The following is a 25,068-nucleotide window of genomic DNA, read 5'->3' on the forward strand; positions in this document are numbered from 1 at the left end:
GGCAAAAAACCTGTTGCCGCTAATGAGAGTCCCCCCCCTTACCGAACTACTAACTTATAAAAACGAGCAGGTAGTTCGCCATTTCTGCCACCAATACCCCGATTTTTCACATGAAAAAAGTACCCAATTATTTCAGGATCTCTTGGCTTGGATGTGGGTCAATGCCTATCGTCAAACAAACAATCGCCCAACCTACTTGTTCGGTCCTTTACTAATGATGGATAAAATGTGGCATAATTTCATCTTGCATACACAAGATTATGTCAATTTTTGTGAGCACTATTTTAACGATTATTTTCATCATCATGTTGAACCAGCTGGTTTTGAACACCATTTAACAGCAGAAGAGCTTGCCGATTTCCTTCAAGACTGCTTTGAATATCTTGGTGAAAACTGGGTTCTTCGTTATTTTAAAGATGCGTTTGATGAAGATTGACTGCGTTTAACACAACTTATCGACAAGGCTTTACAGATAACGTATTATCGTTAAACCTTTCATATTTTTTTAGAACAATAGTGACTGCACCTTCAATCTTTAGATGATTCCAAAACATCTAAATTGCTAGTAAGGTGAAAAGTTACAGATAATTAATCCTATTTGGAGTAAAGCCATGGCAGCCGAACCCTTTTCGGCCTCTTTTGTCAGCCGACTGTCATTACCTAACGCGCAGCAAATGCCCCAAGGATATTATCGTTCTAAATTATTTATTGCACCTTTTACTACCAATCCGCTTGTGGCAGCAGCAGGGCCATTGCTCTCTCTATTAGAGCGTTTATGCATTACACCTTCTTTGCCACCGATCACGAGTATCCGTGAAAATATCGAGCACGAACTACGTGCTTTTCATAGTCGGGTCAATAGCAAAACATCTACTGAAGAAATCGATGCTCTTGCTCACTATATTCTTTGCGCCACTGTTGATGAGCTATTGGGAAAAAATTATCTACGCCTTTATGGTAAGGCTGCTGAATTTAAGGCTTTCACCCCCTCGTCACATGGTGAGATAGGCCCACAACAGCGTTTTTTTGACATTGTTAATTATATTAAGCAACAACCAAATCAATATCTGGATTTAATCGAACTCGCTTATTATTGCCTAATTGCAGGTTTTGAAGGAGAACAGCATGGGCGTCCAAATGGCAGGCAAGTCTTGGATAATTTAATCGAAGATTTGTATCAATTAATCCAACAGCACCGTGTCAACAAACCGCATCGTTTATTTCACGAACAAAAAGTGATTGATAACTTTCCCCAAAATTATAGGCCTGTCATTGTAACAGCAGTCTCAGCCTTGGTTATATTGGTCGCTGGTTATTTTATTAGCCATACGTTATTGGAAAATCAAGCCAAAATCGTTCAATTTGGACATACTGTAACTGCTAAGCTGGATGATTAATGGACAAATCTTTAAACGCACTTTGTGAAGCATTAAAAAAATTCTGGGCTACTTAAAACCACAAAATAATGCTATCTCTTTTCTCTTGATTACAGGCAAAATAAATCAAGGTAAAACAGCTTTGCTACGTCAAAGCAATCTAACTCATTATCCTGTTGATACCGAAAATCGTGCTAATTTTTTCTATAATCAGAATGGGGTAATTTTAGAGCTTGGAGAAACCTGGCTTAATCAAAGTGAAAATTTACTCACTTATACTCTGAAACAACTCAATCGTTGCCACAATAATGTCAGAATTAGTGGCATCATTTTATGTATTAACAGTAACGAGCTATTACTTGCAGAACCAGTACAGCTTGTCGAGCAATGTAAATCACATGCACAACTACTCGAACGTTTTGGACATGCCTTAGGCTACAATGTTGAGGCCTCCATTCTTTTGACTAAACTCGATACTCTCGCTGGGTTTTGTGAATTTTTTCAGTCAGATCATGCCAGTGAACTTGCAAAACCACTTGGGTTTTCCCTGGATTATACAAAGCAGAGAAGTAAAATGCTTGTTAATTACAGGCAACAATTTGATCAAATGCTGGAGGTATTGAGCCAGCAAATTATCAATAAACTACATCCTGCCCGCTCCAGTGCCAAACGGACCCTAATTAGAGAATTTCCTCTCCAGCTTGCCAGCTTGCGTGTACCTGTTCAATCCTTATTACAAAATTTGCCGATCCAATTATTGCGCATACAGGCCATCTATTTTAGCAGTGCAGAACAAGGCGGTCATAGTATTGACCGATTAAATAAGAAGATTCAGCATGAATATGCTCTAACTATTCAGGATAAATTTCCTCAATCCAATAATTATCGGCCTTATTTTATTGAAGGTGCTTTGAAAGCTTGTCAGGAACAAACCAAGCGTCATACCAAGCAAACAAGTTCCATTCAGAAATTACTGGCAGGGCTAACTGCTGGAATACTTGGTTTATCTTTTGTGTGGATAGTTCATCAACATTTCAAAACCTCAAGACTATTAGATGAAGCGAGCAAGGAATTGCTGGCCTATGAATCAATGCTTGGGCAAGTCAATGATAAAACTACGGCACTTTATCATTTGTCATTGGCTGCAACCAAATTGCAACAAATTCCTTCTAATATACTTTCTGTACCAATTATCGAGCAATTAAAAACTCAATTGCATAGTAATACTAAACATCGTTTACGCGATAATTTCTTACCTGAGTTGCTATCCCATGTTGAGCAAATCATTTCCGATCCGGCACAAACACAAATAGCACGGTATCAAGCCTTAAAAATTTATCTAATGCTGGGAGAGCCAGAGCATTACTCAGAAAGCGAAGTAACTCATTGGTTCTCCCAATATTGGCAAGCCAATAACCAATCGAGTAATTTATCTAAGCAGTTATTATTGCTTAAAGATGCTTTAAAACAACCTATGCAACCCGTAGTTATTAATAGACAGCTGGTCAGTGATGTGCGGAATTACCTCAATGCTTTGCCCGTAACTTATCTTTATTACTCGCTGGCAAAAAATAATTTTTCTACCGAGAAACAAGATATTGAAGTGAATGGCTTTGAATTAGCCAGTAAAGAACTGCCTGTTTACTATACCAAGGCTGGCTTTAAAGAAGTCATTATGTTGCTGCCGAAACTAGCAACCCAACTCCAACATGAAAATTGGGTTTTAGCGCGTCAAGATCTGAATAACCTGCCTGTACTCCTAGAAGAGGCTTATTATTTTGACTATGTAACCTGGTGGCAAAATTTCATTCGACGCACCAAGCCACAACATTACCAGGATTATCAACAAGCACGGCAACTCACGCAAACGTTGCATCAAAACAACTCCATAAGCAAACTTATTGAGTTAATTCAACAGCAAACAAGCCCCGAGTTGACTGAAGACGCTGCTTTATTTAATCAAAAAGTAGCTAACCAATTCATGTATTTAAATTTACTGAGTCATTCCGCTACGAACGAACTCTCGCAGAATATCAATGAATTGGAAAAATTCCTTACTACGCTTTCATTAATCAATGATCAAGGACGTACGATCTTTGATTTAACCAAAACGCGTTTTCAAGGAGGTACCTTATCCGATCCGCTCAGTACTTTGTACAATAGAGCACGTCAACTCCCAGAACCGGTTTCTACCTGGGCAAAACAATTAGCAGATGATACCTGGTTCATTTTTATTAACGAGAGTAGAACTTATCTAAATAAACAATGGCAGCAATCCGTCTATAAAGAATACCAAACCACCATAGCTAATCGTTACCCACTTGATCCTTCACAAAAAGATGAGGTAACTCTCGGTGATTTTGATCGTTTCTTTGCACCCCATGGAGTGCTTAATGTCTTTGTGAACAATTATTTGAAACCTTTTTAGATACGTCTACTCCCCAATGGCAACCCAAGGAATTAAATGGCTATGTATTACCTATTTCAAGTGAGATCACGAATGAGTTAATCCGTGCCAATGTCATTACCAATATGTTCTTTCCTGAAGAAACCGAAACAAGCAAAATTGAATTTAGTCTCCAAAAAATCAATTTAGATCCTGTCGTATCCAATTTACAGTTGACCATTGGTAAAACCACTTTAAGCGATAACCAGAGTAGTGACTCCTATACTCTCTTTAACTGGCCGCAAGTGGATGCAAAATTAACATTATATTCCATTGAGGGGAATCATTACGAACTGGAAGAAACAGGCACCTGGGCATTCTTTAAGATGCTGGAAAAAGTCAATGTACTTGTTGATAGCAACGATAGCGCCAGCTTACAAATCTTATTTGAAGTAAATGGTAATTCTGGACGGTATCTGTTGAAAACTCAAAATCAAATCAATCCCTTTAGCCCGGGGATCTTAACAGGCTTCATACTGAAATCAGACGTTGCCTAGACTACCAAAAGGATACTACGCAAAAGCTAATTTTGCTTATTATCATCTTAGAAAATACTAAGCGAGAGCCTGTTAGTAATAACGGGTCGAGACAGTTAAAGAATCGTCTATGCGCTCCAAAACAAGCTCTGCCAATAACCCTCTTTCTTTTGTTGATACCATATCTGGGGTATTGTAGCGAATAGAGGCTGTTTCCACTTGCATAAAATGTTCTTGCGGTAGTTTATAAGGTTGTGGAACCAAACGGATCGTGGCATTTACTTCAGCAATAGGTATCATATCATCAGTGGTATTTCCACTGAGTTCTGATTTGGCACGTTGCATAATAGTCTCAACCGCATTGTTATCATTCAATTCTAATAAGGAGCTTCCATCTGCGGCCATGGCATAAAGCTTTGCTGCTTCGTTGCCCTTGGGATTTAGATAACTACAAGTTAAAATTTTGAGTTTTATTTCTGCAACAGGTTCCCCGGTTATTTTATCTTTAACCCAATTAATTGAACCTTTCGTATAACCAGAATCGAGCCCAATGAGTTTCTTATCAACTATCATACCTGTACTGCAAAACTCTTGTAAAAGAGTCGCTTGCAAGAATTGACCACCAAAGTTAAATAATTTGTTAGCTTTCGACCCCAGTCTCGTTACCTTGTCTCCAGTCAACGATTCAATTGCAGTAATAATGGCTGAAGGATCAGAAGAATCCTCAATCAGGATCCTTTGGCCTGCAATAGTGACAGTACCTCTAGCCACATCCTTCACGATTGTTGCCTTATCAGGTAACTCTGCTTGCTTAGTCGTCAAACTCATTTCATTAAATTTTTGCGATTCTTCTATCATCACTTGATGGTAATCAATTTGATTCACTGGCAACTCACCGTGAGCATGGAAATAGGCTAATTCATAGGTGGAAAAAAGACGCTCATGAATTTTCGCCAACATTGGTAACAAAGTTGGCGCAATTTTGGATTTACCAGCAAAGCGGGCCTGTTCAGGAATATCTAATTTCAAATTATCCAAATCATCCAGAGTGCGATACCGCTCGTTATCTAAATAATCTTTGAACGTTTTAGCCCCTAGCGGCATGCTCTCTAGTATAGCAATTGCATTCAGCAAATCATGGATTGCCATAGCATTACTTAAGTTAAGTTGTTTATGGAGAGAACTAAAAAATCAGACTCAGTATCACTAAACAATGTAAATGATTTCTTAGGTTTTACTCTTTCTAAAAGTTTACTATTAATTTGATCCAGTACTGTTTTCATCGTTCTATATATGATTTAATTGAAACAACACTGTACTATACAGATCAAATATGAATAGAATATTAACATTATGACTTTTTAAATTCTTTTCAAAAATAGATCAACAATAAGATACTGATACAGGAGGGATTCACCATGTCTTCATTTTTCGGACTCAAAAATAGTAATCAGAAACTGGTATTTTATACCCCCGTATTCGAAGTAATCGATCCTGGCCATGATCTTAGTGAATACAATAGTTGGAGATGGATTGAATCAGGAAACGTCTATAGGAATTTTTACCAGTCTCGCGCAGACTTACAGGAAGATACAAAAGCCCATGGCTGCTATAAAATCACTCTAGCTGCTTCTGAAATTGGGGGCTCTTTAAGTGGAGTAGATCTGAGAAACAAATGCCATACACTTGCTCTTGCATTATCAGCAAAAAAGATCATCAGCTATATCGCCAAAAATGGAACGGAATATGACAATCCTTTTTATGAGCAAGGTTATGAACAATCATCCATCCCCACGCCATAGAAGGGTGAACTAAAAGTTGCTAATTCGGTGAAGAATCAAAACGCTCTTTCTAATAAATTAAAATAATTATCACTTCTCAGTTAAGCTACAAATTAAAATTTTCTATAATTTAACAATTTATCTGTTGTCTACTAGTGAGCATTAAGGTTATCTTATAATCAATAGAGAGTATTCCTTGTCCAATTTACAAATAGACTGAAGGATGCTAGGTTAACGATGTGGTGTGCATGCTTAACTAACTTAAGAAGCCTAAAACATCTTACGAGGCGTCCACCTAGAAATAAGAAACTGCGACAAGAATACCCTCTATTTAATTCCCTTCAAGAACAGCACCATCATTTATCATCCATGTTACTGGAGCTTCCCTAAAATCGAAATAATATAACAAGTCAAGACTTTTTTTACTATTTCTTTGTTATGATTACCGGCCTAGTAGAATTTGTTCCTCGTTCTTATATCCTGTGGATATTTTTTATTCCTTCCTCATTTTATTTGTTAACAAAAAATCCTTTATCCCAAAAGTCCTTGGTTTTAAAGAATTAAATTGTTTTTGCTTTTGTTTTGAACGCTTGCTTTATCCACAAAATTTGTGGATAAAAATGTGTGTAGACTGTCAAATTCTAGTTAACTAAAGTAGTTAAATAAAGCGCTCAACAACGTTGCACTGTTATAGATACCGTTCGTATTAGCGATAGCAGCCTACACCCTGTTTACCAATGAGTTGGCAATGTCTAAATTCTGAATTATCTAAACGATAGCTTACCGCACCATAGTTAACAACGATTTCTTTCTTATTAGTTTGACGCAGCTGTATACGAGAATATTCACTTTTCTGCTGGCAAGTTGCCGTCATTTGTAACCATTCTGTTGGCTCTCTCTTTGTACCAGTCTTTAATATGGCAACAGCGGGTCGATAAGTATTCCTCCTGCCACAAGAGAAAAGAGTTAGCTCATTAGCTGTTGGAACAGTAATAACCCTATCAAAATTGGCTAATGTTGCTTTAACAGCTTTTTCAGCATCTAAAATTCCATGCCCACAAGGCTTTTCATCAACACAAGATTTATTACTATCGCTGCTTTTTCCGAAATCATGGGTCGTCGCATAAAGAATTTGCTCCACCTGCTCTGGTAATATTTCTCCCTCTCTAATTGCAAAAATCAAACCAGCCACACCCGCTGCGTGGGGTGATGCCATGCTGCTTCCCTGGTAGAAATCAAAACCCGTACCTTGATAACCACCGCCAGGATTAACCGTGGAAAGAATGCCACCTTCTCTGCCATAACGCAGATCCCCGCCAGGGGCAGCAAAACTGACGCTTGGCCCATAATTAGAATAATAAGCACGTAAACCTTCTGGTCCTGTAGCAGCAATCTTTATAGTCCCGTTACAAGCAGCAGGTGCATTATAATGCTCCCAGCGATTGTCATTACCTGCAGCAGCAGTAATAACCGCTCCTTGTTTACGCACAAATAACAAAGCATCCTGTAACGCCTCATCACAATGATCAATTTCCTTACCAGGGCGCTCATCAATACCAAAACTCATATTGAGTACTTTAGCAGGGTAGATGTTAACCGGTGCTCCAGGTACACGCCCTCCCACAGACCAATAAATGGCATTAATCACCTGGCTTTCGTAAAACATCCCTGTTACATCAGGAATTTTAACAGGTAGAATTTTCAGATTCTCACCAACTCCAACCATGACATCACCATAACCAGCGATAATTCCCGCTACATGAGTGCCGTGGTAAGTACCCGTTTCATCAATGACATTGTTATTGTTTGCTGCAAAATTCCATCCCCAAATATTTCCTAAGGTATCTTTCACAACGCTATTAATTAAACTGTCATTCAGGGTAATACCTGTATCCAGCACAGCAACAACCACTGGATTTCTTGCTAGACCAGTACTGTAAGCCCAAGCACCATCTCGGCGTCCTGGTGCAGATTCCAACATCATCCCCGCCGGGGGTGAAAATTCATCCCATTGCAACTCATGAGAAAGCATTGGCCTCGAGATCATAGGCTGGGGATTAGGAACCGGTTTAAAATGACCTACTCTGTCTTTAACTGCATAAACTACATTTGGATTTTTACGTAATTGCTCAAGAACTCTTGTAGTGATATCAATTTTTTTAGGCCACTTTTCGGTAAATTTTTATCATTAAACACTAACGTATAGGCTCCACCTGCGATAGGTGTTAATGAATAGATAGGTAAATGAGCAGTTTGACTCAGTACAGCTCGCAAAGAAGACGCCGCTAAAGGCTGTTTATATTTTACAATCACTCGCACAGCAGCTTCTTGAGCAGCAACCATGTGTATAAAAGAAAACAGGGCTAATCCTATCAATCCTTGATAACGCATCTATCTAACTCCTTTTACTGTAATTCAACAAGTAAGTATGTAAAAGAATAAGCGTTGTGACAACATGCAGGAGAATTACCCTTTGCGCCATCCTGGCAAAAGGCAATTAGCTTATCTTGCAGTTTTTTGAAACAACACCAAGACCTTACCTGCATTTCTACTATCTTGGTGTCGCTTGGGTTTCTGCGTTTTGCATCTAATAACGATAGTATGCGGGTTTGTAAGGACCATCAATGGGAACACCGAGATATTTTGCCTGTTCATCAGTTAATTGCGTCAATTTTGCGCCAATACGTTCTAGATGTAAGCGTGCGACTTTTTCGTCCAGATGTTTAGGGAGAACATAGACTTGTTTGTCATAACATTGAGTATGCTGAAATAATTCTATTTGCGCCAAAACCTGATTTGTAAAAGAGGTAGACATCACGAAACTTGGGTGTCCAGTAGCACAACCCAAATTGACTAAGCGTCCTTCAGCAAGGATAATCAAACGCTTACCGTCAGGGAAGATAACATGATCAACCTGCGGCTTAATATTTTCCCATTTATACCCACGCTCTCGTAAACTCTGAATATCAATTTCTGAATCAAAATGGCCTATATTACATAAAATAGCTTGATTCCGCATACGTATCATATGGTCATGTTTGACCACGTGGTAATTGCCTGTAGCTGTAATAACAATATCAACCTGTTCAGCAACCTCATCCAGTCTAACGACTCGATAACCTTCCATTGCTGCTTGCAATGCACAAATCGGATCAATTTCACTAATCCATACCGAGGCACCCTGACCTCGCAGAGCTTGTGCACAACCTTTACCTACATCCCCATAACCAAGAATCAGTGCTACCTTACCTGCTATCATCACATCTGTTGCACGCTTAATACCATCCAGAAGTGATTCACGGCAGCCATAAAGATTATCAAATTTAGATTTGGTTACTGAATCATTGACATTAATAGCGGGCATTCCTAATTGCCCTTTTTTGGCCATGTCGTAAAGTCTTGCCACGCCAGTTGTTGTTTCTTCCGATACCCCTTTAATTGCCGTCAACATGGTTGGGTATTTTTCATGGATAATCTTGGTTAAATCACCGCCATCATCGAGTAACAAATTGGGTGACCAACCATCGGGGCCGCGCAGAGTTTGCTCTACACACCACCAATATTCATCTTCTGTTTCACCTTTCCAAGCAAATACGGGTATACCTGCTGCCGCAATTGCGGCAGCAGCATGATCCTGCGTTGAAAAAATATTGCATGATGACCAACGAACTTCAGCGCCCAAAGCAAGCAAGGTTTCAATCAAAACAGCCGTTTGAATTGTCATATGCAAACAACCAGCAATACGTGCACCTTGCAGTGGTTTTTCGGTAGCGAACTCCTTCCGCAAAGCCATCAAACCCGGCATTTCTGTTTCCGCAACGGCGATTTCTTTTCGCCCCCAGGCAGCTAAAGACAGATCAGCAACTTTATAATCTTGGGTTACATGATTCTTTGTTACAACAGCATCCACCTGTTTCATCAGTTATCCTCTCAATCGATCCATCAACTAGGGTCTATTGGCATTTTTACAATCTTGGCCGCAAAGCAAGCGAAATGTAATAGCCCCCCTGATCTGGCATTAGCACGTTAAGCTCATAAGGCTTTACTTAAAGCAGCAACTTTATCTAAGCGTTCCCAAGGTAAATCTTCACGCCCATAGTGTCCATAAGCAGCGGTTTGCCTATAGATAGGACGTAATAAATCATGATGATCGATAATACCTTGTGGTGTTAAATCAAAATGAGTATTAATCAATTCAATAATTTCTGAATTAGCCAGATGACCAGTACCAAAAGTATCAACACTAATAGATGTTGGCTCCGCAACACCAATAGCGTATGACACTTGCACCTCACATTTGTCTGCCAAACCGGCCGCTACAATATTTTTTGCCACATGACGCGCGGCATAAGCAGCAGAGCGATCTACCTTAGAAGGATCTTTACCAGAGAAACAACCACCACCATGACGTGCCATACCGCCATAGGTATCAACAATGATTTTACGCCCCGTTAAACCACAATCACCAAGTGGACCACCAATAACAAAGCGCCCGGTTGGATTAATAAAATAACGAGTTTTAGGTAATAACCATTCAGCAGGCAATACCGATTTAATAATTTCCTCTCTGACCGCTTCGGTTAATTCCTGGTGACTAATATCTGGAGAGTGCTGAGTAGAAAACACGATGGTATCTACAGCGACAGGTTGTCCCTGTTCGTAGCGCATTGTTAATTGACATTTGGCATCTGGACGTAACCAGGGTAGCTTATTTTCTTTGCGAAGACTGGCCTGTTTTCTCATTAAGCGATGCGAGTAGGCAATAGGTGCTGGCATGTAGACATCTGTTTCCTTGCTGGCATAGCCAAACATCATGCCTTGATCGCCTGCACCAAGAATTTTAGTCTGTTGGTTATCTACTCCTTGGGCAATGTCAGGGGATTGTTTACCTATGGCGGATAAGACCGCACATGACGCCCAGTCAAATCCCATATCTGAACTGTTGTAGCCAATATCCTTAATCACCGCACGAGTAATTTCATCAACATCAACCCATGCAGTAGTCGTAATTTCGCCACCAACTAAAACCATACCGGTTTTAACAAAAGTTTCACAAGCCACACGGGCTTTAGGATCTTTAGCTAAAATAGCATCCAAAATAGCATCAGAAATTTGATCGGCAATCTTATCTGGGTGCCCCTCAGAAACCGATTCTGAGGTAAAAACATGAAAATCACTCACTTTATCCCCTTTTATAATTATTAAATTTAACTCATCATTGTCATAAACTGTTCAAAAATGACTTCAATATCATGCGGCCCTGGACTAGCTTCCGGATGACCCTGAAAACCAAAGGCTGATTTATGCTTATGCCTAATTCCTTGCAAACTCTTATCAAATAAAGACCGGTGTGTGACTTCTAGGCAATCCGGCAAAGAATTTTCATCGATTGCAAACCCATGATTTTGACTAGTAATTAGAACTCGTTTAGATCCATCTGTCTCGATGACTGGGTGGTTAGCGCCATGATGACCAAATTTCATTTTAAGTGACTTCGCACCACAGGCTAAAGCCAATATTTGAAAACCTAAACAAATTCCAAAAATCGGTACATTCGCATCGAGAAATTTTTTAGTTGCTGCAATTGCATAATCACAAGCCAATGGATCACCTGGCCCATTTGATAAAAAGATAGCGTCAGGATTCAGTGCCAGTGCTTCTTCGGCCGAGGTTTTAGCTGGTACAATCGTTACATGGCAACCTTTATCATGGAGAATACGCAAAATAGTATGTTTCACACCAAAATCATAAGCTACAACATGGAATCGAGAAGGTTTGGAAGCCTCTCCCCATCCCGCGCGCCCTTCATGCCAGCGCTCCACGGTTTTCCGCGATACTTCGCAAGCTAGATCCATACCTTCCAAACCAGCAAACGCTTTAGCCTTTGCTAAAGCAAGTTCCATTTCATTTACCGACGTACTAATGCAGGCAGCCACAGCACCTTGTTGACGCAACCGAAGTGTTAAGTCCCGTGTATCTATACCAGCAATTGCCACAACGCCATGCTTTTTTAACCAATCTGGCAACGATTGTTCAGAGCGGTAATTTGAGGCTACTAAAGAACAATCACGCATCACTAAACCAGCAGCCCAGATCTTCGATGATTCCATATCTTCAAGATTACAACCTGTATTTCCAACATGAGCGGTCGTCAAAGTAATAATTTGTTTGGCATAAGAGGGATCTGTCAGCATTTCCTGATAACCAGTCATTGCTGTGTTAAAAACTAATTCACCTACGGAGTCACCATCGGCACCAACAGAGACGCCTTCAAAAACCGTTCCATCGGCAAGCACTAATATTGCAGGTTTATTGAACATATTTCAGACTCTTCAATCAAGGCGGTGTTGCGGGAGCGCATGCTTAAGTCTTTCAACCTAACATCTCAGTTTGCTCTATGCAACACCTACAAGCTGTGATAAAAACAACCAATTGTACAGCACAGCCATTAAAATTTCATGTCTTCAAAAAATTTTTTTACACCGTCAAACCAGGAAGTAGAGCGCGGTGAATGAGTTTTTTGCTGCTATCCAAAGAATCTTGTAATTTAGTAAGCAACTCTTTTTGTTCACGTGATAAATTCACGGGAGTTTCTACAACAACGCTACATAATAAATCGCCTGTCGCATGACCTCGCACTGATTTCATGCCTTTGCCTCGTAAACGGAATGTTTTTCCAGTTTGTGTTTCGCTGGGAATCTTCAAAGTAACGCGCCCCTCCAGGGTAGGTACTTCAATTGATCCTCCTAGCGCTGCGGTAATAAAACTAATAGGGACTTCGCAATACAAATCACTTTCATGCCGTTCAAAAATAGCGTGCGTTTTAACATTAATCTGTACGTATAAATCACCAGGTGGACCACCATGGATACCAGCCTCTCCCTCACTACCTAGACGCACACGATCACCATTATCAACACCAGCAGGAATCTTGACAGTTAATTTTTTGCTCTCTCGGACTCGACCTTGCCCATGACAATTAGTACAAGGATCAGTAACGATTTTGCCTTCTCCATGACAAGTGGGACAGGTTTGCTGTATGGAAAAAAACCTTGCTGAATGCGAACCTGGCCCACGCCATTACAGGTTTCGCACGTTTTTGGCGTAGTCCCTTTTTTAGCGCCCGAACCTGTACAAATTTCGCAGACTACATGTCTGGGAACAGTGATTTCAATTTGTTTGCCAAGAGCAGCTTCCTCCAGCGTGAGCTGTACATTAAATTGTAAATCTGCACCGCGTTGTGCACGGGATTGCCTACCTCCGGCACGTCCACCGGAAAATATGTTCTCAAAAATATCTTCAAAAACATCGCCAAAGCCACCAAAACCGCCATGGCCACCGCCCATAGAAGAAGGATCAACACCTGCGTGACCAAAACGATCGTAAGCAGCACGTTTCTGTCGATCGGATAACACCGCATAGGCTTTCTGTATTTCTTTAAATTTTTCTTCCGCTGCTTTGTCATTAGAGTTACGGTCGGGATGATATTTCATCGCCAGTTTGCGATAAGCTTTTTTGATTTCGCTTTCCTCAGCATTACGACTAACGCCAAGAAGTTCATAATAATCCTGCTGTTCCATAACTCTAATACCATCAAAAAATTAAAGACTATATTTATCATATAGCCATAAAAGAACGGAGTGCCACAAAGCACCCCGATCACCTCTTATAAGACTTACGCAAAGCTCCAAGTTTTTCGTCAGTCCTGTACCTTATTAAGCTTTATTTTTTATCATCCTGAACTTCTTCGAATTCAGCATCAACAACACCTTCATCTGCTGCTTTTGTTGATTCTTGAGCGTTAGCTTCACCAGGTGCTTCCTGTTGTTGGCCTTCTGCTGATTTTTTGGCATAAATACGTTCAGCCATCTTGGAAGAAGCCTCACTTAGAATTTTTAATTTATCTTCTATGTGTGCTTTGTCATTGCCTTTTACAGCTTCTTTCAATTCGGCAATCGCTGTTTCTATACCTTTTTTCTCATCATCAGACAGTTCAGTCGCTAAATCCTTTAATGATTTCTCACTGTTATGAATAAGACTGTCGGCTTGGTTACGTATATCAGCCATCTCTTTGAATTTTTTATCCTCTTCTGCGTGCGATTGAGCATCTTTCACCATCGCTTCGACTTCTGCATCACTCAAACCACTTGATGCTTTAATCACGATAGATTGTGCTTTACCAGTTGCCTTATCTTTAGCAGAGACATTGAGAATACCATTCGCATCGATATCGAACGTGACCTCAATCTGTGGTACACCGCGTGGTGCTGAAGGAAGATCAGTTAAATCAAAACGACCCAGCGATTTGTTGGCAGAAGCCTGTTCCCGTTCCCCTTGTAACACATGAACTGTCACTGCCGTCTGATTATCATCCGCAGTTGAAAACACTTGATTCGCTTTAGTTGGAATCGTGGTATTTTTCTCGATTAGCTTGGTCATCACACCACCCAACGTTTCAATACCTAAGGAAAGTGGAGTAACATCAAGCAAGAGAATATCTTTTACGTCCCCAGATAGAACAGCCGCTTGAATAGCAGCACCAACTGCCACAGCTTCATCAGGATTCACATCTTTACGTGGCTCTTTGCCAAAGAAATCTTGTACCGTTTTTTGCACAAGCGGCATACGTGTTTGACCACCAACCAAAATTACTTCGTTGATTTGTGATATAGTCAAACCCGCATCTTTCAATGCTACACGGCAAGGCTCAATAGAGCGTTCAACTAATTTCTCAACCAAAGATTCCAATTTGGCACGGGTCAGTTTGATATTCAAATGTTTTGGCCCTGACGCATCGGCTGTAATATAAGGCAAATTCACATCCGTTTGCTGTGCAGAAGACAGCTCAATCTTGGCTTTCTCAGCGGCTTCTTTTAAGCGTTGCAGAGCCAAGGGATCATTGTGTAAATCAATACCTGCGTCTTTTTTAAATTCAGCAGCAAGGTATTCAATCAATGCTAAATCAAAATCTTCCCCACCAAGGAAAGTATCACCATTGGTAGCTAATACTTCGAATTGATGTTCGCCATCTACCTCAGCAATTTCAATAATAGAAATATCAAAAGTACCGCCACCAAGATCATAAACAGCAATGACTGAGTCACCTCGTTTCTTATCCATACCATAAGCAAGCGCCGCTGCAGTTGGCTCATTAATAATACGCTTGACTTCAAGGCCAGCAATACGACCAGCATCCTTGGTTGCCTGACGTTGTGAATCATTGAAATAGGCAGGAACCGTGATAACGGCTTCTTTCACTTCTTCACCTAAATAATCTTCAGCAGTTTTTTTCATTTTACGTAAAACTTCCGCCGAGATTTGTGGGGGTGCTTTATCTTGATTGTTTACTCTTACCCAAGCATCACCATTGTCTGCTTTAACAATTTCATAAGGCACCATTTTAATGTCTTTTTGTACGATTGGATCATCAAAACGACGACCAATCAATCGTTTTACTGCAAACAGGGTTTTCTTAGGGTTAGTTACTGCCTGACGCTTTGCAGACTGTCCAACCAATACTTCATTATCATCGGTAAAAGCAACAATTGAAGGAGTAGTACGAGAACCTTCGCTATTTTCAATTACACGAGGTTTATCACCTTCCATTATTGCTACGCAGGAATTTGTTGTACCTAAGTCAATTCCGATAATTTTTGCCATTTGTTCTTGCTCCGCTCAAAAGTTAGTACTGCGATAATCGCTATATGGGGATAAAATTTGCCAATTTCAAGCTATACCCGTAATAAAATAACTCAATTAAACCATTCATAGGTTTATTTCGCTTTAGCAACAATGACTCTTGCTGGACGAATTAGTCGATCATTCAATTTGTAGCCTTTTTGGAATACCGTCAAAACAGTATTTGCCGCAACACCAGGAACGTCCTGGATCGACATGGCTTCATGCTCTTGTGGGTCAAAAGAAGCACCCTCCGGATTTATCTGAGTCACACCATGTTTTTCCAAAGCATCAATGAATAACTTCATGGTTAACTCTAATCCTTCTTTCATACCTTCTTGGCCTTCTTTTTCACAAAGCTGTAAAGCTTGTTCGAGGCTATCAACCACCGGTAATAAAGCATTAATTATTTTCTCTAGGCTATAACGATGCGCACTAGCAACATCACGCTCAGCACGACGGCGAATATTATCTACTTCTGCCATAGCTCGCACTGCTTTTTCCCAGTTTTCGTGTGCTTTTTGTTCTGCCAGCGTGAGTTGCTCCTCAAGCGCAGAATAACTAGGATGTTCTAAAGCGCCCTCGCCAGACCCGGACTGCCCTTCAACGTCCTCATCATCAAAATCTTCATTTTCAAGCAATTCATCTTCTAAATTGCTTTCTTCTTTGATTTTATGCCAATTTTTTCTTTTATCTTCGCTCATGCAAAAACTCCTGAATAAGTTAATGCCAGTAATTGGGGGCTATCAGGGAAAATTTCAAGTCCGTTTGTCATTAAATTGCTTAATTCATTACAAACCAGTCAGTTTCTTCTTACAGAGGTAAAATCTTGTCATTTATTAAGAACTAAATCTTGCTAGAAGTGTTCATTCATCGCATACTCAGTATTATAGATAACCAACGGATTTTTTATGCACCAGTGGTCGCCAGTGTCATGGCAACAATATTCTTATGAGCAAGCTGCTAGTTACCCCGATCAGAATCAGTTAGCAAAAGTGGTTGAACAATTAAGCCAGTTACCACCGCTGGTAACCAGTGGTGAAATAAGAAATTTAAAGCAGGCCATTGCAAAGGCTGGCCGGGGTGAGGCGTTTATTCTGCAAGGAGGCGATTGTGCCGAATCGTTTAACGAATGCCGTTCTGACATCATAAGTAATAAGCTTAAAATTCTGTTGCAAATGAGCCTTATCCTGTTGCACGGGATGCGCAAACCAATCATACGGATAGGTCGTATCGCCGGCCAATATGCGAAACCTCGTTCCTCTGATCACGAAACCATCGATGGTATTACTTTGCCAAGTTATCGTGGCGATTTAGTTAATTCACAACAATTTGATGCTCCCTCGCGAGTACCAAATCCAAAATTAATGCTGCAGGGCTACAGCTGTGCCGCCATGACACTTAATTTTATTCGCGCTTTATTGGATGGCGGCTTTGCCGATCTGCATCATCCGCAGCGCTGGGATTTACGTTTTGTTGAGCATTCACCACAAGCTGATGAATATCATGCTATTGTGCGCTCGTTGTCTGATTCATTAGCCTTTATTGAAGCAATTGAAGGCTCCAGTAACAATACCTTGTTTAATAAAGTTGATTTTTTACTTCCCACGAAGCGTTGCATCTTCATTATGAACAAGCCTTAACTCGGCATTTGCATGATGGCCTCTGGTATAATTTGTCAACTCATTTACCCTGGATTGGCATGCGGACTGCAAAACTGGATAGTGCGCATTTGGAGTTTTTGCGCGGTGTACAAAATCCAATTGGTATTAAAGTAGGCCCCACTGCTACGAAAGAATGGCTGACAGAAGTGATGGAAATCATTAATCCCACGCGTGAAGAAGGACGCTTATTACTTATTACCCGTCTGGGTGCAAAAGATATTGATAAACTATTGCCCCCTTTAATTGAAACTGTAAAGGCGAGCAAAAATCCAGTAACTTGGTCTTGTGACCCCATGCATGGGAATACAGAAACAACCTCTGATGGTATTAAAACCAGGCATTTTGACAATATCCTGTCAGAATTACAGCAAGCAGTTAAAATTCATCGTGAAATGGGTAGTTATTTGGGTGGCGTTCACTTTGAATTAACTGGCGATAACGTTACTGAATGTATCGGTGGTGCACGTGGTTTAAGTGCAGAAGATCTAAAACATGCCTATCGCAGCCTCGTGGATCCTCGCTTGAATTACGAGCAATCGTTAGAAATGGCAATTCAGCTCAGCAAACAATTTAATGTAAGGTAGAAAATATCTCTTGTAAGTAGTCAGGAATTCGCTGTTCTAACCAATAGAGCGGCTTTCCTGGCAATATTCCACTAATAAAACCAACATGCCCGCCTGCGGAGCTAAGTTCCAAGGTAATATCTGAAGATAATTCGTCTGGTTGCGGCAAAAATCTCTGGTGTCATAAAAGGATCATCAAGCGCGTGAATAATCAAAGTTTGGGTGGCTATATGACGCAGATAACGGCGAGAACTCGACTCTCTATAGTACGCATGGACATTAGGAAACCCGTGTATTGGCGCCGTTACAAATTCATCAAAAGTCCAGAAACATTGCCATTTATGCATATTTCGCAAAACCTCGGGTAAGTCCTCGGTATAATTATTTTTCTTTTGTTCAAAAACCTGTCTTAAACGACGCAATAAATAACCTTGATAAACGCGAGAAAATCCTCGGCTCATCCGATCAGCGACCAAGCGCAATTGAAAAGGCACCGATACAGCTACAGCAGCATCAATTAAAGATTGCTGTCCCTGTTCTCCAAGCCATTTGAGTAAAACATTCCCTCCCAGCGATACACCAACGACTGCTTTTTACTGTGAGGTTCCTTTTGCTTTAATAAGTTCAATAAATAATTGATATCCTCAGTATCCCCAGAATGGTAAGCTCTTAACAAACGATTCGGTTCCTCGCTTGCTCCCCTAAAATGCATTAATACAGCTCGCCAACCGTAGCGATTAAACGCATGCATTAATCCACCTACATAAGAAGATTGGGCACTCCCGCCCAAACCATGCAATAAAATAACTAAAGGTGTTTCACTATTGTTGCCATTAATCGCCCAAGCCAAATCAATAAAATCACCATCAGGTAATTCAATGCGCTCGCGCAAATCAATGGGGGCCTGGATACGGCGAGTCAGGGTTGGGTACATCGTCTGTACATGAGAATTTGGCAACCACCAAGCGGGTTTGAACGTGCTTTCTATTATCATAAGCACTCTTCCTTATGATAAGCAGGGCTATATTCATGGACAGCCTCTATCATTGCGGCAACATGTTCAGGGGGCACATCCGGAGTAATCCCATGGCCTAAATTAAATACATGGCCATTCCCCTGACCAAACGAGGCTAATACCTGCTTAACTTGTTGACGTATACAATCCGGATTTGTTAGCAATACAGCCGGATCAAGATTACCTTGTAAAGCAACCCGTTCACCAACCTGGGCTCGAGCCACGGCCAGATCAACTGTCCAATCTACACCAAGTGCATCACAACCAGTATTTGCCATCTGCGGCAACCATTGCCCTCCTCCTTTAGTAAAAAGAATAATAGGAATATAGGGATACCGGGATTTTAATTGCGTAACGATTTCCGCCATGTAGTGAAGTGAAAAATCATGGTAGTTTGCAGGAGTTAGAATTCCTCCCCAGGTATCAAAAATCATCAAAGCATTCACTCCTGCCTTGATTTGTTCATCCAAATAGAGACTCACTGCCTGAGCAAGTTTGGCTAGAAGCAAATGAGCAGCCTGTGGCTCTGCATAGAGTAAATGCAAAACCTTCTTAAATTCACGGCTACTACCACCTTCAACCATGTAGCAAGCCAAAGTCCATGGGCTGCCAGCAAAACCAATCAATGGCAAATCTTTAGGCATCTCTTGACGAATCAAGCGTACTGCGTCCATTACATAAGCTAAATCAGCAGCCGGATTGGGAATAGGTAACGCATCAATTGCCTGTATAGTCTGTACTGACCTTTTAAAGCAAGGCCCCTCTCCCTCCGCAAAATAAAGACCTAAATCCATGGCATCAGGAATAGTGAGAATATCAGAAAATAAAATAGCTGCATCCAAGGGAAAACGCCTAAGTGGCTGCAAAGTAACTTCACATGCTAACTCGGGATTTTTACATAGATTAAGAAAATCACCCGCTTGTTCACGAACTTTGCGATATTCCGGCAAATAACGGCCGGCCTGGCGCATAAACCATACAGGAGTTCGAGTGACAGGCTTCCGCTGTAAAGCTCGAATAAACAAAGATTCATTGATGCTTGTCATAACAACCATTTTTTATTAGTAGGGAATTATCAATTTTAGCACTGTTTTAGCGCTCCAGCTTAAGGTTATCTTAATTTTTACACATTAAAATTGGGCAATTACGTTTTTTGTGAGACAAGAATGGAAACTAACGAGCATCGTGATGCCGGTAATAAAATTCGCATTATGACCTTAGATAACCCTTATTTACAGGGTAGCAACGGTCTATCCCCAGACAGCGAGAATTTACGTGTTCGTATGATGAGAATTGTTGAGGGCATTCCTGTTCCTCTAGACGTCGAAGTAGACGCTGGTGATATTGTTGCTTTGGCCGGAGATTATTTCACCAAAGCAGGTTGGGGGTCTGGATTTACAAATCCCAGCAATGACAGGCCACGTAAAAAAGACAATGAAGCGTTATTTAACTTAGCTGTCAGTCCTGAGGAAAATGGAGTCTTTCTTGATGCCTATAGTGATTTAGCCTCACCAACCCTGAGTGAAGATGAGATTAAAAAATTTATGCGATTGAAGAAACAACCTATATTCCCTTTTTGTCATCGCTTAATAACATTTTTCAACAATTGGTGTATGCATTTAAGGTCAAGGATTACAATAAAAAATTACTGTTAAACGAAGCACATTTCGCTCCTTGGTCAACGCGCGCTTACATGGTTGGCCACACTGCCGCTCTTCAGTCAGCTGAGCTCGCTTATGCTTTTAAGCTGTTAGCCGAAGATGGCGACCTCACTAAAGTCGATGCCACGACACTTGTCAACGCACTGAAGCGAGCAGAAAAAATCCGTCAAAACCCAACCGAATTTGCTTGTTATGATTTAACCAATAATAAAGCGATCTACCAAGAACTATATTACCGTTACCATGCCCTGGCAGTCAGCCAAGATCTGTTTACCATGCATTTTTATTCTGATCACTTTGCAGGTGGACACCTAAGTCGCATAGGTTTATTGCGTCAAATTATGCCTGCGCAATTTGGTAATTGGGGATCTATTCTCATCAATAATATGCACAATGAAGATAATACCTTTGGCGTAAACGTGTTAAATCCGTTTCAACCCCACGGTTATAAACAATATGGAGCCGATACCGTCTTTGGTATTAACCCGAGTAAAGATCAAGCATACGGTGATGGTACCTATTTTGAACGCTCAAACGATGCGGATAGTAATCAGCTCATTAATGGCATGGATAATTCACTTGGCGATATTACGAGACGCTTACTAGGTAATCAGAAATCTAAACCGTCTGAGTATGGTGGTCTTGCTTTTCTGCCGGAGGTAAATTACAGGGAATCTCAGCCTCAACCTTTATTGATACATGGAGTCAATGGCAAGGTTTATTACCGAGCCAATATTAGCCGAGTAGACATGTTAACTACTGAGCAATATGCAGCAACACGCCAAGATCCCACTAATCATGGTTATAAAGAATTAGGTTATTTCACTGCGATTTGGTTAGTCGCTAAATTAAGACTGTTAAGTTTTATCTATTCTCCAAAACTCGAACAACCAACTGCTAGCAAAACTGTAGTAGTGACATCGCCTCTTGAAAAAGAAGCAGCATATTCAGTGATGGATCACATAATAACTACAACGGTGAACCCACCCATTCAGTCAACAGCAGAAGGGGAACAAACACCTGTAGGAGCTTGGCGTGAGAATCTTTCTGAATCATGCTCTATCGATGTTTGCAGATTTATGCCACAACCTAGAAACAGTGTTTCAGATAAACATCAACCCTCTACAACAATGGCTTTAGGACAATAAATATCATAATTTCCCTCGTCATCTCGAGCAAGCGAGGGATATCCCGGGCAAGATATAAATATATGTCATAGATTGTCGTTAAGTTGCTACTGACATTGGTATATTGCCATAAAAAATAACGTCAATGGCATTTCAGAACATTAAGGCCCTTGCAGACGTGCTGTACGAATAAATCCTCTGAAAAATATTCTTATTGATAAAAGATTGCCCCTAAAACGCTCACTTGCTATGCTAGAAAAACTTCTTTCTGCTTAAATTTGTTGAATGGACAGTCTTTATATTCAGGGTCTAACTGTAGCCGCTCGAATTGGCGTCTATGACTGGGAACAGCGAATCTGCCAACCCTTATTAATTGATATTACTATTCCGGCTGACTTTACCAATTGTGAAGATAATTTAGCCAATACCATCGATTACGCCAAACTATGCCAACAAGTCACCAACTATGTGGAATCAAACTCCTTTCATCTGATCGAAACAGTCGCTGACCATATTGCTCAATTAATTAAAAATGAGTATAACCTCCCACAGCTAACCATTAGCATTAGTAAACCGCAAGCAATAAAAAATGCTCGCGATATTCGGGTGACTGTAACCCGTTAAATAGAGTTGAATGGTTCTGTTGATGGTGTAGCTATCATCCTGTCATCGCTAGGTGGCTTAGAAACGAAAAAGCCTTCTATAAAAAACCTCTTGCTTTGCAGAAGGATTTGTGGATTGGTGAGTAATCTCCTGTCTTGCGAGTCTTGAAGGCTCACTCTGGCTTATAGCGCCGTCTCCAGTTGTTGGATTAAATTGGTCAAAGATTAAGTAGCTAACAGCTGTCAAAATGAACAAAGTCAATATTAATCCTCCTGATAAAGCAGAGGCACAGCCTATCGCAGCCAAACTTCCTGCAGTAAATGCAGATAACCCCAATCCTTTTGACATAACAGTTGAGATGAGCAGACCAACAATTAATAGTGTACTTGCACCAGCCCCTAATCCTACAGAAGCATCTGCAACAAGAAATTCTCTAAGCCATGAACGGCGTTTATCAAGTGCATCATCAACTGAAAGTTTTACACGGTAACAGTTGAGCAAAGTAAATCCGGTCGTTGACATCATGATCAACATTGGAATCAAAGGAGACACACCCATGCCTGCTATTGAAAAACTAATAATAAACGCTAAAAAAGCAATGGCACTAAAAACTAATAACCCTTGATTTTGACGAATATTTTTTTGGAAAAAACGATCCAATTTATGGTGTTCAAATAGATAAGCCAATGAACCATTCAAGCAAATATCGGTAAAAAAAGCAGCCTTGTCAGTGGAATTCATCGCACAACTGACCCCGTTTTCTTCTGTCACAATTCGGGCGCAAGGCGCATCATTTAAACCATCCCCGACAAACCAAACACCCCCTCGATATTTTTTAGGTTCCGCAGGCTTCACGCCATCCCAACTACTTCTTAATTTTCTTAAAAATGCGTCTTTGCTAACAAACCAACCTTCTTTTTAGGTGCAGGAACAGGCTCAAAGGTCCTCATTAATTTTCGTAAAAAATCTTCCTTCATATGTGGCTGTTGCTCAGAATGAATATTTTTGGGATCAAAAATGGTTTCTTCACTATCTGGATATGCCTTGGCCGATAATTGTTTATTAAATGCCATCGCCGACACAGAATTATCACCAGTAAGCATGATTAACGTTTTACCTTCTTTCTTTAAGCGCTTCAGCGCTTCTAAAATATCACTTCTTGGTTCATGTTGTATGAAAATGACTCCTTTATAAGCCCTATTTTCAGCCACATATACTGGTGTATAACCTTGCGCTAATTTATTTTCAATCAAAAGCGAATGCTCATCCGACAACACCACACCCGATTGCTTCATATAATCCGCATTACCTAAATGAATTGGTAAACCTTGAACAACCGCTGACAAACCACGATTTTTAGGGTCGCGAACTACTTCACTTATATCCTGAAAGACAATACTCTTGGCAATCTTGTCTTCATAAAAACGGTTAATTGCGTTAGCAAGTGGATGTCCCGCACCATGATTTTTTCTAATAAATGAATTCGTTGCCAGGTAGCGTCGTTAAGCCCCACATAGGACTCCACCTGGCTCTTACCTGTTGTAAGCGTGCCCGTTTTATCAAATACAACGGTATGGATTTCCTCCGTATTCAAATTTTCATTGCGCAATAAGATATTTTTATTATTGCGCTGATAGATACTTAGCAACTGCGGCAACTGATGCGCAATAGCAATAGTGCAAGGGCAAACAGCAAATAAAATACCTGTAATATTTTTTAATACTAACGGAACGGTGAATACTCCCAAAGCAAGTGGCGTTACGGCTGAGGCAACAATACTTACAATGATCAGGCTTATATAAAGAGAGGTGAATTTAGAAGAGTCAGCTATTGTAGCGCTCGCTTTGGGCGCTCGATTTGAACGAAATAATATTTTATTAATGCTGCTATTATAAGAATCGTTCTCCACATACACAGTCACTGTTTGACCAAGATTAATTGCACCAGCCGTAATCTTATCCAGACGTTGTTTAGGCTGTTGTAGCTCGCCTGTTAATAACGACGCATCAACCAAAGTCTCCCCCTGTATAAGGGTACAATCTACAGGAAAACACTCACCAACATTCACTTGGATAAGCATACCCTTCTTTAATGATTGCTTGGGCTGCATTACTCTATCCTTATCCAACAAGCTCTGTGTGGGAATTAAAAACGCTTCAACATTAACATCTGCAGACCACGTTTCCATCAACACTATTAATTGTCCCTGTTCCTCTTCAGAAAGTTGATAACAAGAGTATTGTTCTGCCATTTGTGGAAATAAGGATTTCATGCCTTTTAAATGCATTGTCTTTGATTTTTGTAAAACCAAGCGCTTAATTTCATCCATACCGTTTACTATTGCTATCAGCATCACTGGCATAATGAAACTCATGAATACCATCGAAAAACTACTTGCCAGAGGCATGGTAATCGAATGATAGAGTGTATGAATCAAAGACAATAGCCAACCGAGACTAACCGTCGAAGACATATCATTAATATTTTTATTACGCAGATTACGTAAAAAGGTAGAGAGATAATGTCTCCCCGTATAAGCGGTAGTTAAGGAAGTAACTGCTGTTAAAATAACGGTTAAGAATAATGAGGGAGGATAAGCGAGTGATAAAATAAAAATACCAAACATGGCGACTAAATTAATTAAAATATTGGTCCGATTAGGCCACTTTGATTGATTT

Annotated in this window: 20 protein-coding genes, 1 other RNA gene and 3 pseudogenes; 10 read left to right on the forward strand and 14 right to left on the reverse strand. The window is 40.4% G+C overall.

Annotated features, from left to right (window positions below; genetic code table 11):
* The first annotated feature begins 22 nt into the window (after positions 1-22).
* From BN58_RS19310 to BN58_RS35480, 4 genes are all read left to right on the forward strand, one after another.
* Positions 23-436: a glycine-rich domain-containing protein gene (locus BN58_RS19310; protein ID WP_026069620.1), complete on the forward strand. Its 414-nt coding sequence runs from the start codon at positions 23-25 to the stop codon at positions 434-436.
* Between the two features lie 175 nt (positions 437-611).
* Entirely contained in the window at positions 612-1,397 is a 786-nt protein-coding gene (icmH, locus tag BN58_RS19315) for a type IVB secretion system protein IcmH/DotU (protein WP_019218238.1), read from the forward strand.
* Between the two features lie 85 nt (positions 1,398-1,482).
* The gene (gene icmF / locus BN58_RS27470; protein ID WP_232220840.1) at positions 1,483-3,804 is read left to right on the forward strand and encodes a type IVB secretion system protein IcmF; all 2,322 of its coding nucleotides are present in this window, start codon (positions 1,483-1,485) and stop codon (positions 3,802-3,804) included.
* Between the two features lie 104 nt (positions 3,805-3,908).
* Positions 3,909-4,319 carry a type VI secretion IcmF C-terminal domain-containing protein gene (locus BN58_RS35480; RefSeq protein ID WP_232220841.1) on the forward strand — a complete coding sequence of 137 codons (411 nt, stop codon included), beginning with the start codon at positions 3,909-3,911 and terminating at the stop codon, positions 4,317-4,319.
* A gap of 72 nt (positions 4,320-4,391) precedes the next feature.
* On the opposite strand, the gene BN58_RS19325 is transcribed toward BN58_RS35480, so the two are convergent.
* Entirely contained in the window at positions 4,392-5,447 is a 1,056-nt protein-coding gene (locus tag BN58_RS19325; protein WP_019218239.1) for a hypothetical protein, read from the reverse strand.
* Positions 5,448-5,716: 269 nt separating this feature from the next.
* Here BN58_RS19325 and BN58_RS19330 point away from each other — a divergent pair, with 269 nt between their 5' ends.
* Both BN58_RS19330 and ssrS read left to right on the forward strand, forming a co-directional pair.
* Positions 5,717-6,100 carry a hypothetical protein gene (locus BN58_RS19330; RefSeq protein WP_019218240.1) on the forward strand — a complete coding sequence of 128 codons (384 nt, stop codon included), beginning with the start codon at positions 5,717-5,719 and terminating at the stop codon, positions 6,098-6,100.
* A 160-nt stretch (positions 6,101-6,260) separates the two neighbouring features.
* A non-coding RNA gene (gene ssrS, locus BN58_RS38320) (6S RNA) lies at positions 6,261-6,412 on the forward strand.
* A 373-nt stretch (positions 6,413-6,785) separates the two neighbouring features.
* Here the strand turns inward: ssrS and BN58_RS27475 are convergent.
* The 8 genes and pseudogenes from BN58_RS27475 to grpE form a co-directional block, all read right to left on the reverse strand.
* Complete coding sequence (locus BN58_RS27475) at positions 6,786-8,111, reverse strand: S8 family peptidase (protein WP_232220843.1); 1,326 nt, start codon at positions 8,109-8,111, stop codon at positions 6,786-6,788.
* A 71-nt stretch (positions 8,112-8,182) separates the two neighbouring features.
* Positions 8,183-8,470, reverse strand: coding sequence for a hypothetical protein (locus BN58_RS35485; protein WP_232220845.1), 288 nt, complete (start codon positions 8,468-8,470; stop codon positions 8,183-8,185).
* Between the two features lie 196 nt (positions 8,471-8,666).
* Positions 8,667-9,998: an adenosylhomocysteinase gene (gene ahcY, locus BN58_RS19340; protein ID WP_019218241.1), complete on the reverse strand. Its 1,332-nt coding sequence runs from the start codon at positions 9,996-9,998 to the stop codon at positions 8,667-8,669.
* A 113-nt stretch (positions 9,999-10,111) separates the two neighbouring features.
* Positions 10,112-11,260, reverse strand: a complete 1,149-nt coding sequence (gene metK / locus BN58_RS19345; protein ID WP_019218242.1) for a methionine adenosyltransferase — start codon at positions 11,258-11,260, stop codon at positions 10,112-10,114.
* 26 nt (positions 11,261-11,286) lie between these two features.
* A complete protein-coding gene (gene carA / locus BN58_RS19350) occupies positions 11,287-12,399 on the reverse strand; it encodes a glutamine-hydrolyzing carbamoyl-phosphate synthase small subunit (RefSeq protein ID WP_019218243.1) in 1,113 nt (370 codons plus the stop codon).
* 128 nt (positions 12,400-12,527) lie between these two features.
* Positions 12,528-13,659, reverse strand: a pseudogene (gene dnaJ / locus BN58_RS27480) (molecular chaperone DnaJ).
* Between the two features lie 142 nt (positions 13,660-13,801).
* Positions 13,802-15,739: a molecular chaperone DnaK gene (dnaK, locus tag BN58_RS19360; RefSeq protein WP_019218244.1), complete on the reverse strand. Its 1,938-nt coding sequence runs from the start codon at positions 15,737-15,739 to the stop codon at positions 13,802-13,804.
* Positions 15,740-15,852: 113 nt separating this feature from the next.
* On the reverse strand, positions 15,853-16,461 hold the full coding sequence (gene grpE, locus BN58_RS19365; protein WP_019218245.1) for a nucleotide exchange factor GrpE: 609 nt from the start codon (positions 16,459-16,461) through the stop codon (positions 15,853-15,855).
* Positions 16,462-16,668: 207 nt separating this feature from the next.
* Between grpE and BN58_RS27485 the strand changes: the two are divergent.
* Positions 16,669-18,005 (forward strand): annotated as a pseudogene (locus tag BN58_RS27485) (3-deoxy-7-phosphoheptulonate synthase class II).
* Here the strand turns inward: BN58_RS27485 and BN58_RS38135 are convergent.
* Both BN58_RS38135 and hemE read right to left on the reverse strand, forming a co-directional pair.
* Positions 17,992-18,978: pseudogene (locus BN58_RS38135) on the reverse strand (hydrolase). The pseudogenes BN58_RS27485 and BN58_RS38135 overlap by 14 nt on opposite strands.
* A complete protein-coding gene (hemE, locus tag BN58_RS19380; protein WP_026069621.1) occupies positions 18,975-20,045 on the reverse strand; it encodes a uroporphyrinogen decarboxylase in 1,071 nt (356 codons plus the stop codon). Before hemE ends, BN58_RS38135 begins: the two are co-directional and overlap by 4 nt.
* 120 nt (positions 20,046-20,165) lie before the next feature.
* On the opposite strand from hemE, the gene BN58_RS29270 reads away from it, so the two are divergent.
* The 3 genes from BN58_RS29270 (at position 20,166) to folB (ending at position 22,411) form a co-directional block, all read left to right on the forward strand.
* A complete protein-coding gene (locus BN58_RS29270; protein ID WP_020424304.1) occupies positions 20,166-20,654 on the forward strand; it encodes a hypothetical protein in 489 nt (162 codons plus the stop codon).
* Positions 20,609-21,808: a hypothetical protein gene (locus BN58_RS27495; RefSeq protein WP_020424305.1), complete on the forward strand. Its 1,200-nt coding sequence runs from the start codon at positions 20,609-20,611 to the stop codon at positions 21,806-21,808. The genes BN58_RS29270 and BN58_RS27495 overlap by 46 nt, the downstream gene beginning before the upstream one ends.
* A 264-nt stretch (positions 21,809-22,072) precedes the next feature.
* Positions 22,073-22,411, forward strand: coding sequence for a dihydroneopterin aldolase (gene folB / locus BN58_RS19395; protein ID WP_019218247.1), 339 nt, complete (start codon positions 22,073-22,075; stop codon positions 22,409-22,411).
* 57 nt (positions 22,412-22,468) lie between these two features.
* Here folB and BN58_RS19400 read toward each other — a convergent pair whose 3' ends face one another.
* Genes BN58_RS19400 through BN58_RS19410 form a run of 3 tightly spaced genes read right to left on the reverse strand, consistent with a single transcriptional unit; the run spans position 22,469 to position 25,016 of the window.
* Positions 22,469-23,245: a hypothetical protein gene (locus BN58_RS19400; RefSeq protein WP_019218248.1), complete on the reverse strand. Its 777-nt coding sequence runs from the start codon at positions 23,243-23,245 to the stop codon at positions 22,469-22,471.
* A 26-nt stretch (positions 23,246-23,271) separates the two neighbouring features.
* On the reverse strand, positions 23,272-23,883 hold the full coding sequence (locus BN58_RS19405) for an HAD family hydrolase (protein ID WP_156812650.1): 612 nt from the start codon (positions 23,881-23,883) through the stop codon (positions 23,272-23,274).
* Positions 23,769-25,016, reverse strand: coding sequence for an HAD-IC family P-type ATPase (locus BN58_RS19410; RefSeq protein WP_026069622.1), 1,248 nt, complete (start codon positions 25,014-25,016; stop codon positions 23,769-23,771). Before BN58_RS19410 ends, BN58_RS19405 begins: the two co-directional genes overlap by 115 nt.
* Between the last annotated feature and the right edge of the window lie 52 nt (positions 25,017-25,068).

The organism is Legionella tunisiensis, from assembly GCF_000308315.1.
Taxonomy (GTDB): domain Bacteria; phylum Pseudomonadota; class Gammaproteobacteria; order Legionellales; family Legionellaceae; genus Tatlockia; species Tatlockia tunisiensis.

Bases quoted from the DNA above. Each gene is read 5' to 3' on its own strand.
- BN58_RS19325 (WP_019218239.1), bottom strand. From the start codon at position 5,447: ATGGCAATCCATGATTTGCTGAATGCAATTGCTATACTAGAGAGCATG.
- BN58_RS19410 (WP_026069622.1), bottom strand. From the start codon at position 25,016: ATGTTTGGTATTTTTATTTTATCACTCGCTTATCCTCCCTCATTATTC.
- folB (WP_019218247.1), top strand. From the start codon at position 22,073: ATGGACAGTCTTTATATTCAGGGTCTAACTGTAGCCGCTCGAATTGGC.
- BN58_RS27475 (WP_232220843.1), bottom strand. From the start codon at position 8,111: ATGCTTTCTCATGAGTTGCAATGGGATGAATTTTCACCCCCGGCGGGG.
- dnaK (WP_019218244.1), bottom strand. From the start codon at position 15,739: ATGGCAAAAATTATCGGAATTGACTTAGGTACAACAAATTCCTGCGTA.
- BN58_RS19330 (WP_019218240.1), top strand. From the start codon at position 5,717: ATGTCTTCATTTTTCGGACTCAAAAATAGTAATCAGAAACTGGTATTT.
- BN58_RS29270 (WP_020424304.1), top strand. From the start codon at position 20,166: ATGGAAACTAACGAGCATCGTGATGCCGGTAATAAAATTCGCATTATG.
- BN58_RS35485 (WP_232220845.1), bottom strand. From the start codon at position 8,470: ATGCGTTATCAAGGATTGATAGGATTAGCCCTGTTTTCTTTTATACAC.
- hemE (WP_026069621.1), bottom strand. From the start codon at position 20,045: ATGACAAGCATCAATGAATCTTTGTTTATTCGAGCTTTACAGCGGAAG.
- icmH (WP_019218238.1), top strand. From the start codon at position 612: ATGGCAGCCGAACCCTTTTCGGCCTCTTTTGTCAGCCGACTGTCATTA.
- carA (WP_019218243.1), bottom strand. From the start codon at position 12,399: ATGTTCAATAAACCTGCAATATTAGTGCTTGCCGATGGAACGGTTTTT.
- BN58_RS35480 (WP_232220841.1), top strand. From the start codon at position 3,909: ATGTTCTTTCCTGAAGAAACCGAAACAAGCAAAATTGAATTTAGTCTC.
- ahcY (WP_019218241.1), bottom strand. From the start codon at position 9,998: ATGAAACAGGTGGATGCTGTTGTAACAAAGAATCATGTAACCCAAGAT.
- BN58_RS19310 (WP_026069620.1), top strand. From the start codon at position 23: ATGAGAGTCCCCCCCCTTACCGAACTACTAACTTATAAAAACGAGCAG.
- grpE (WP_019218245.1), bottom strand. From the start codon at position 16,461: ATGAGCGAAGATAAAAGAAAAAATTGGCATAAAATCAAAGAAGAAAGC.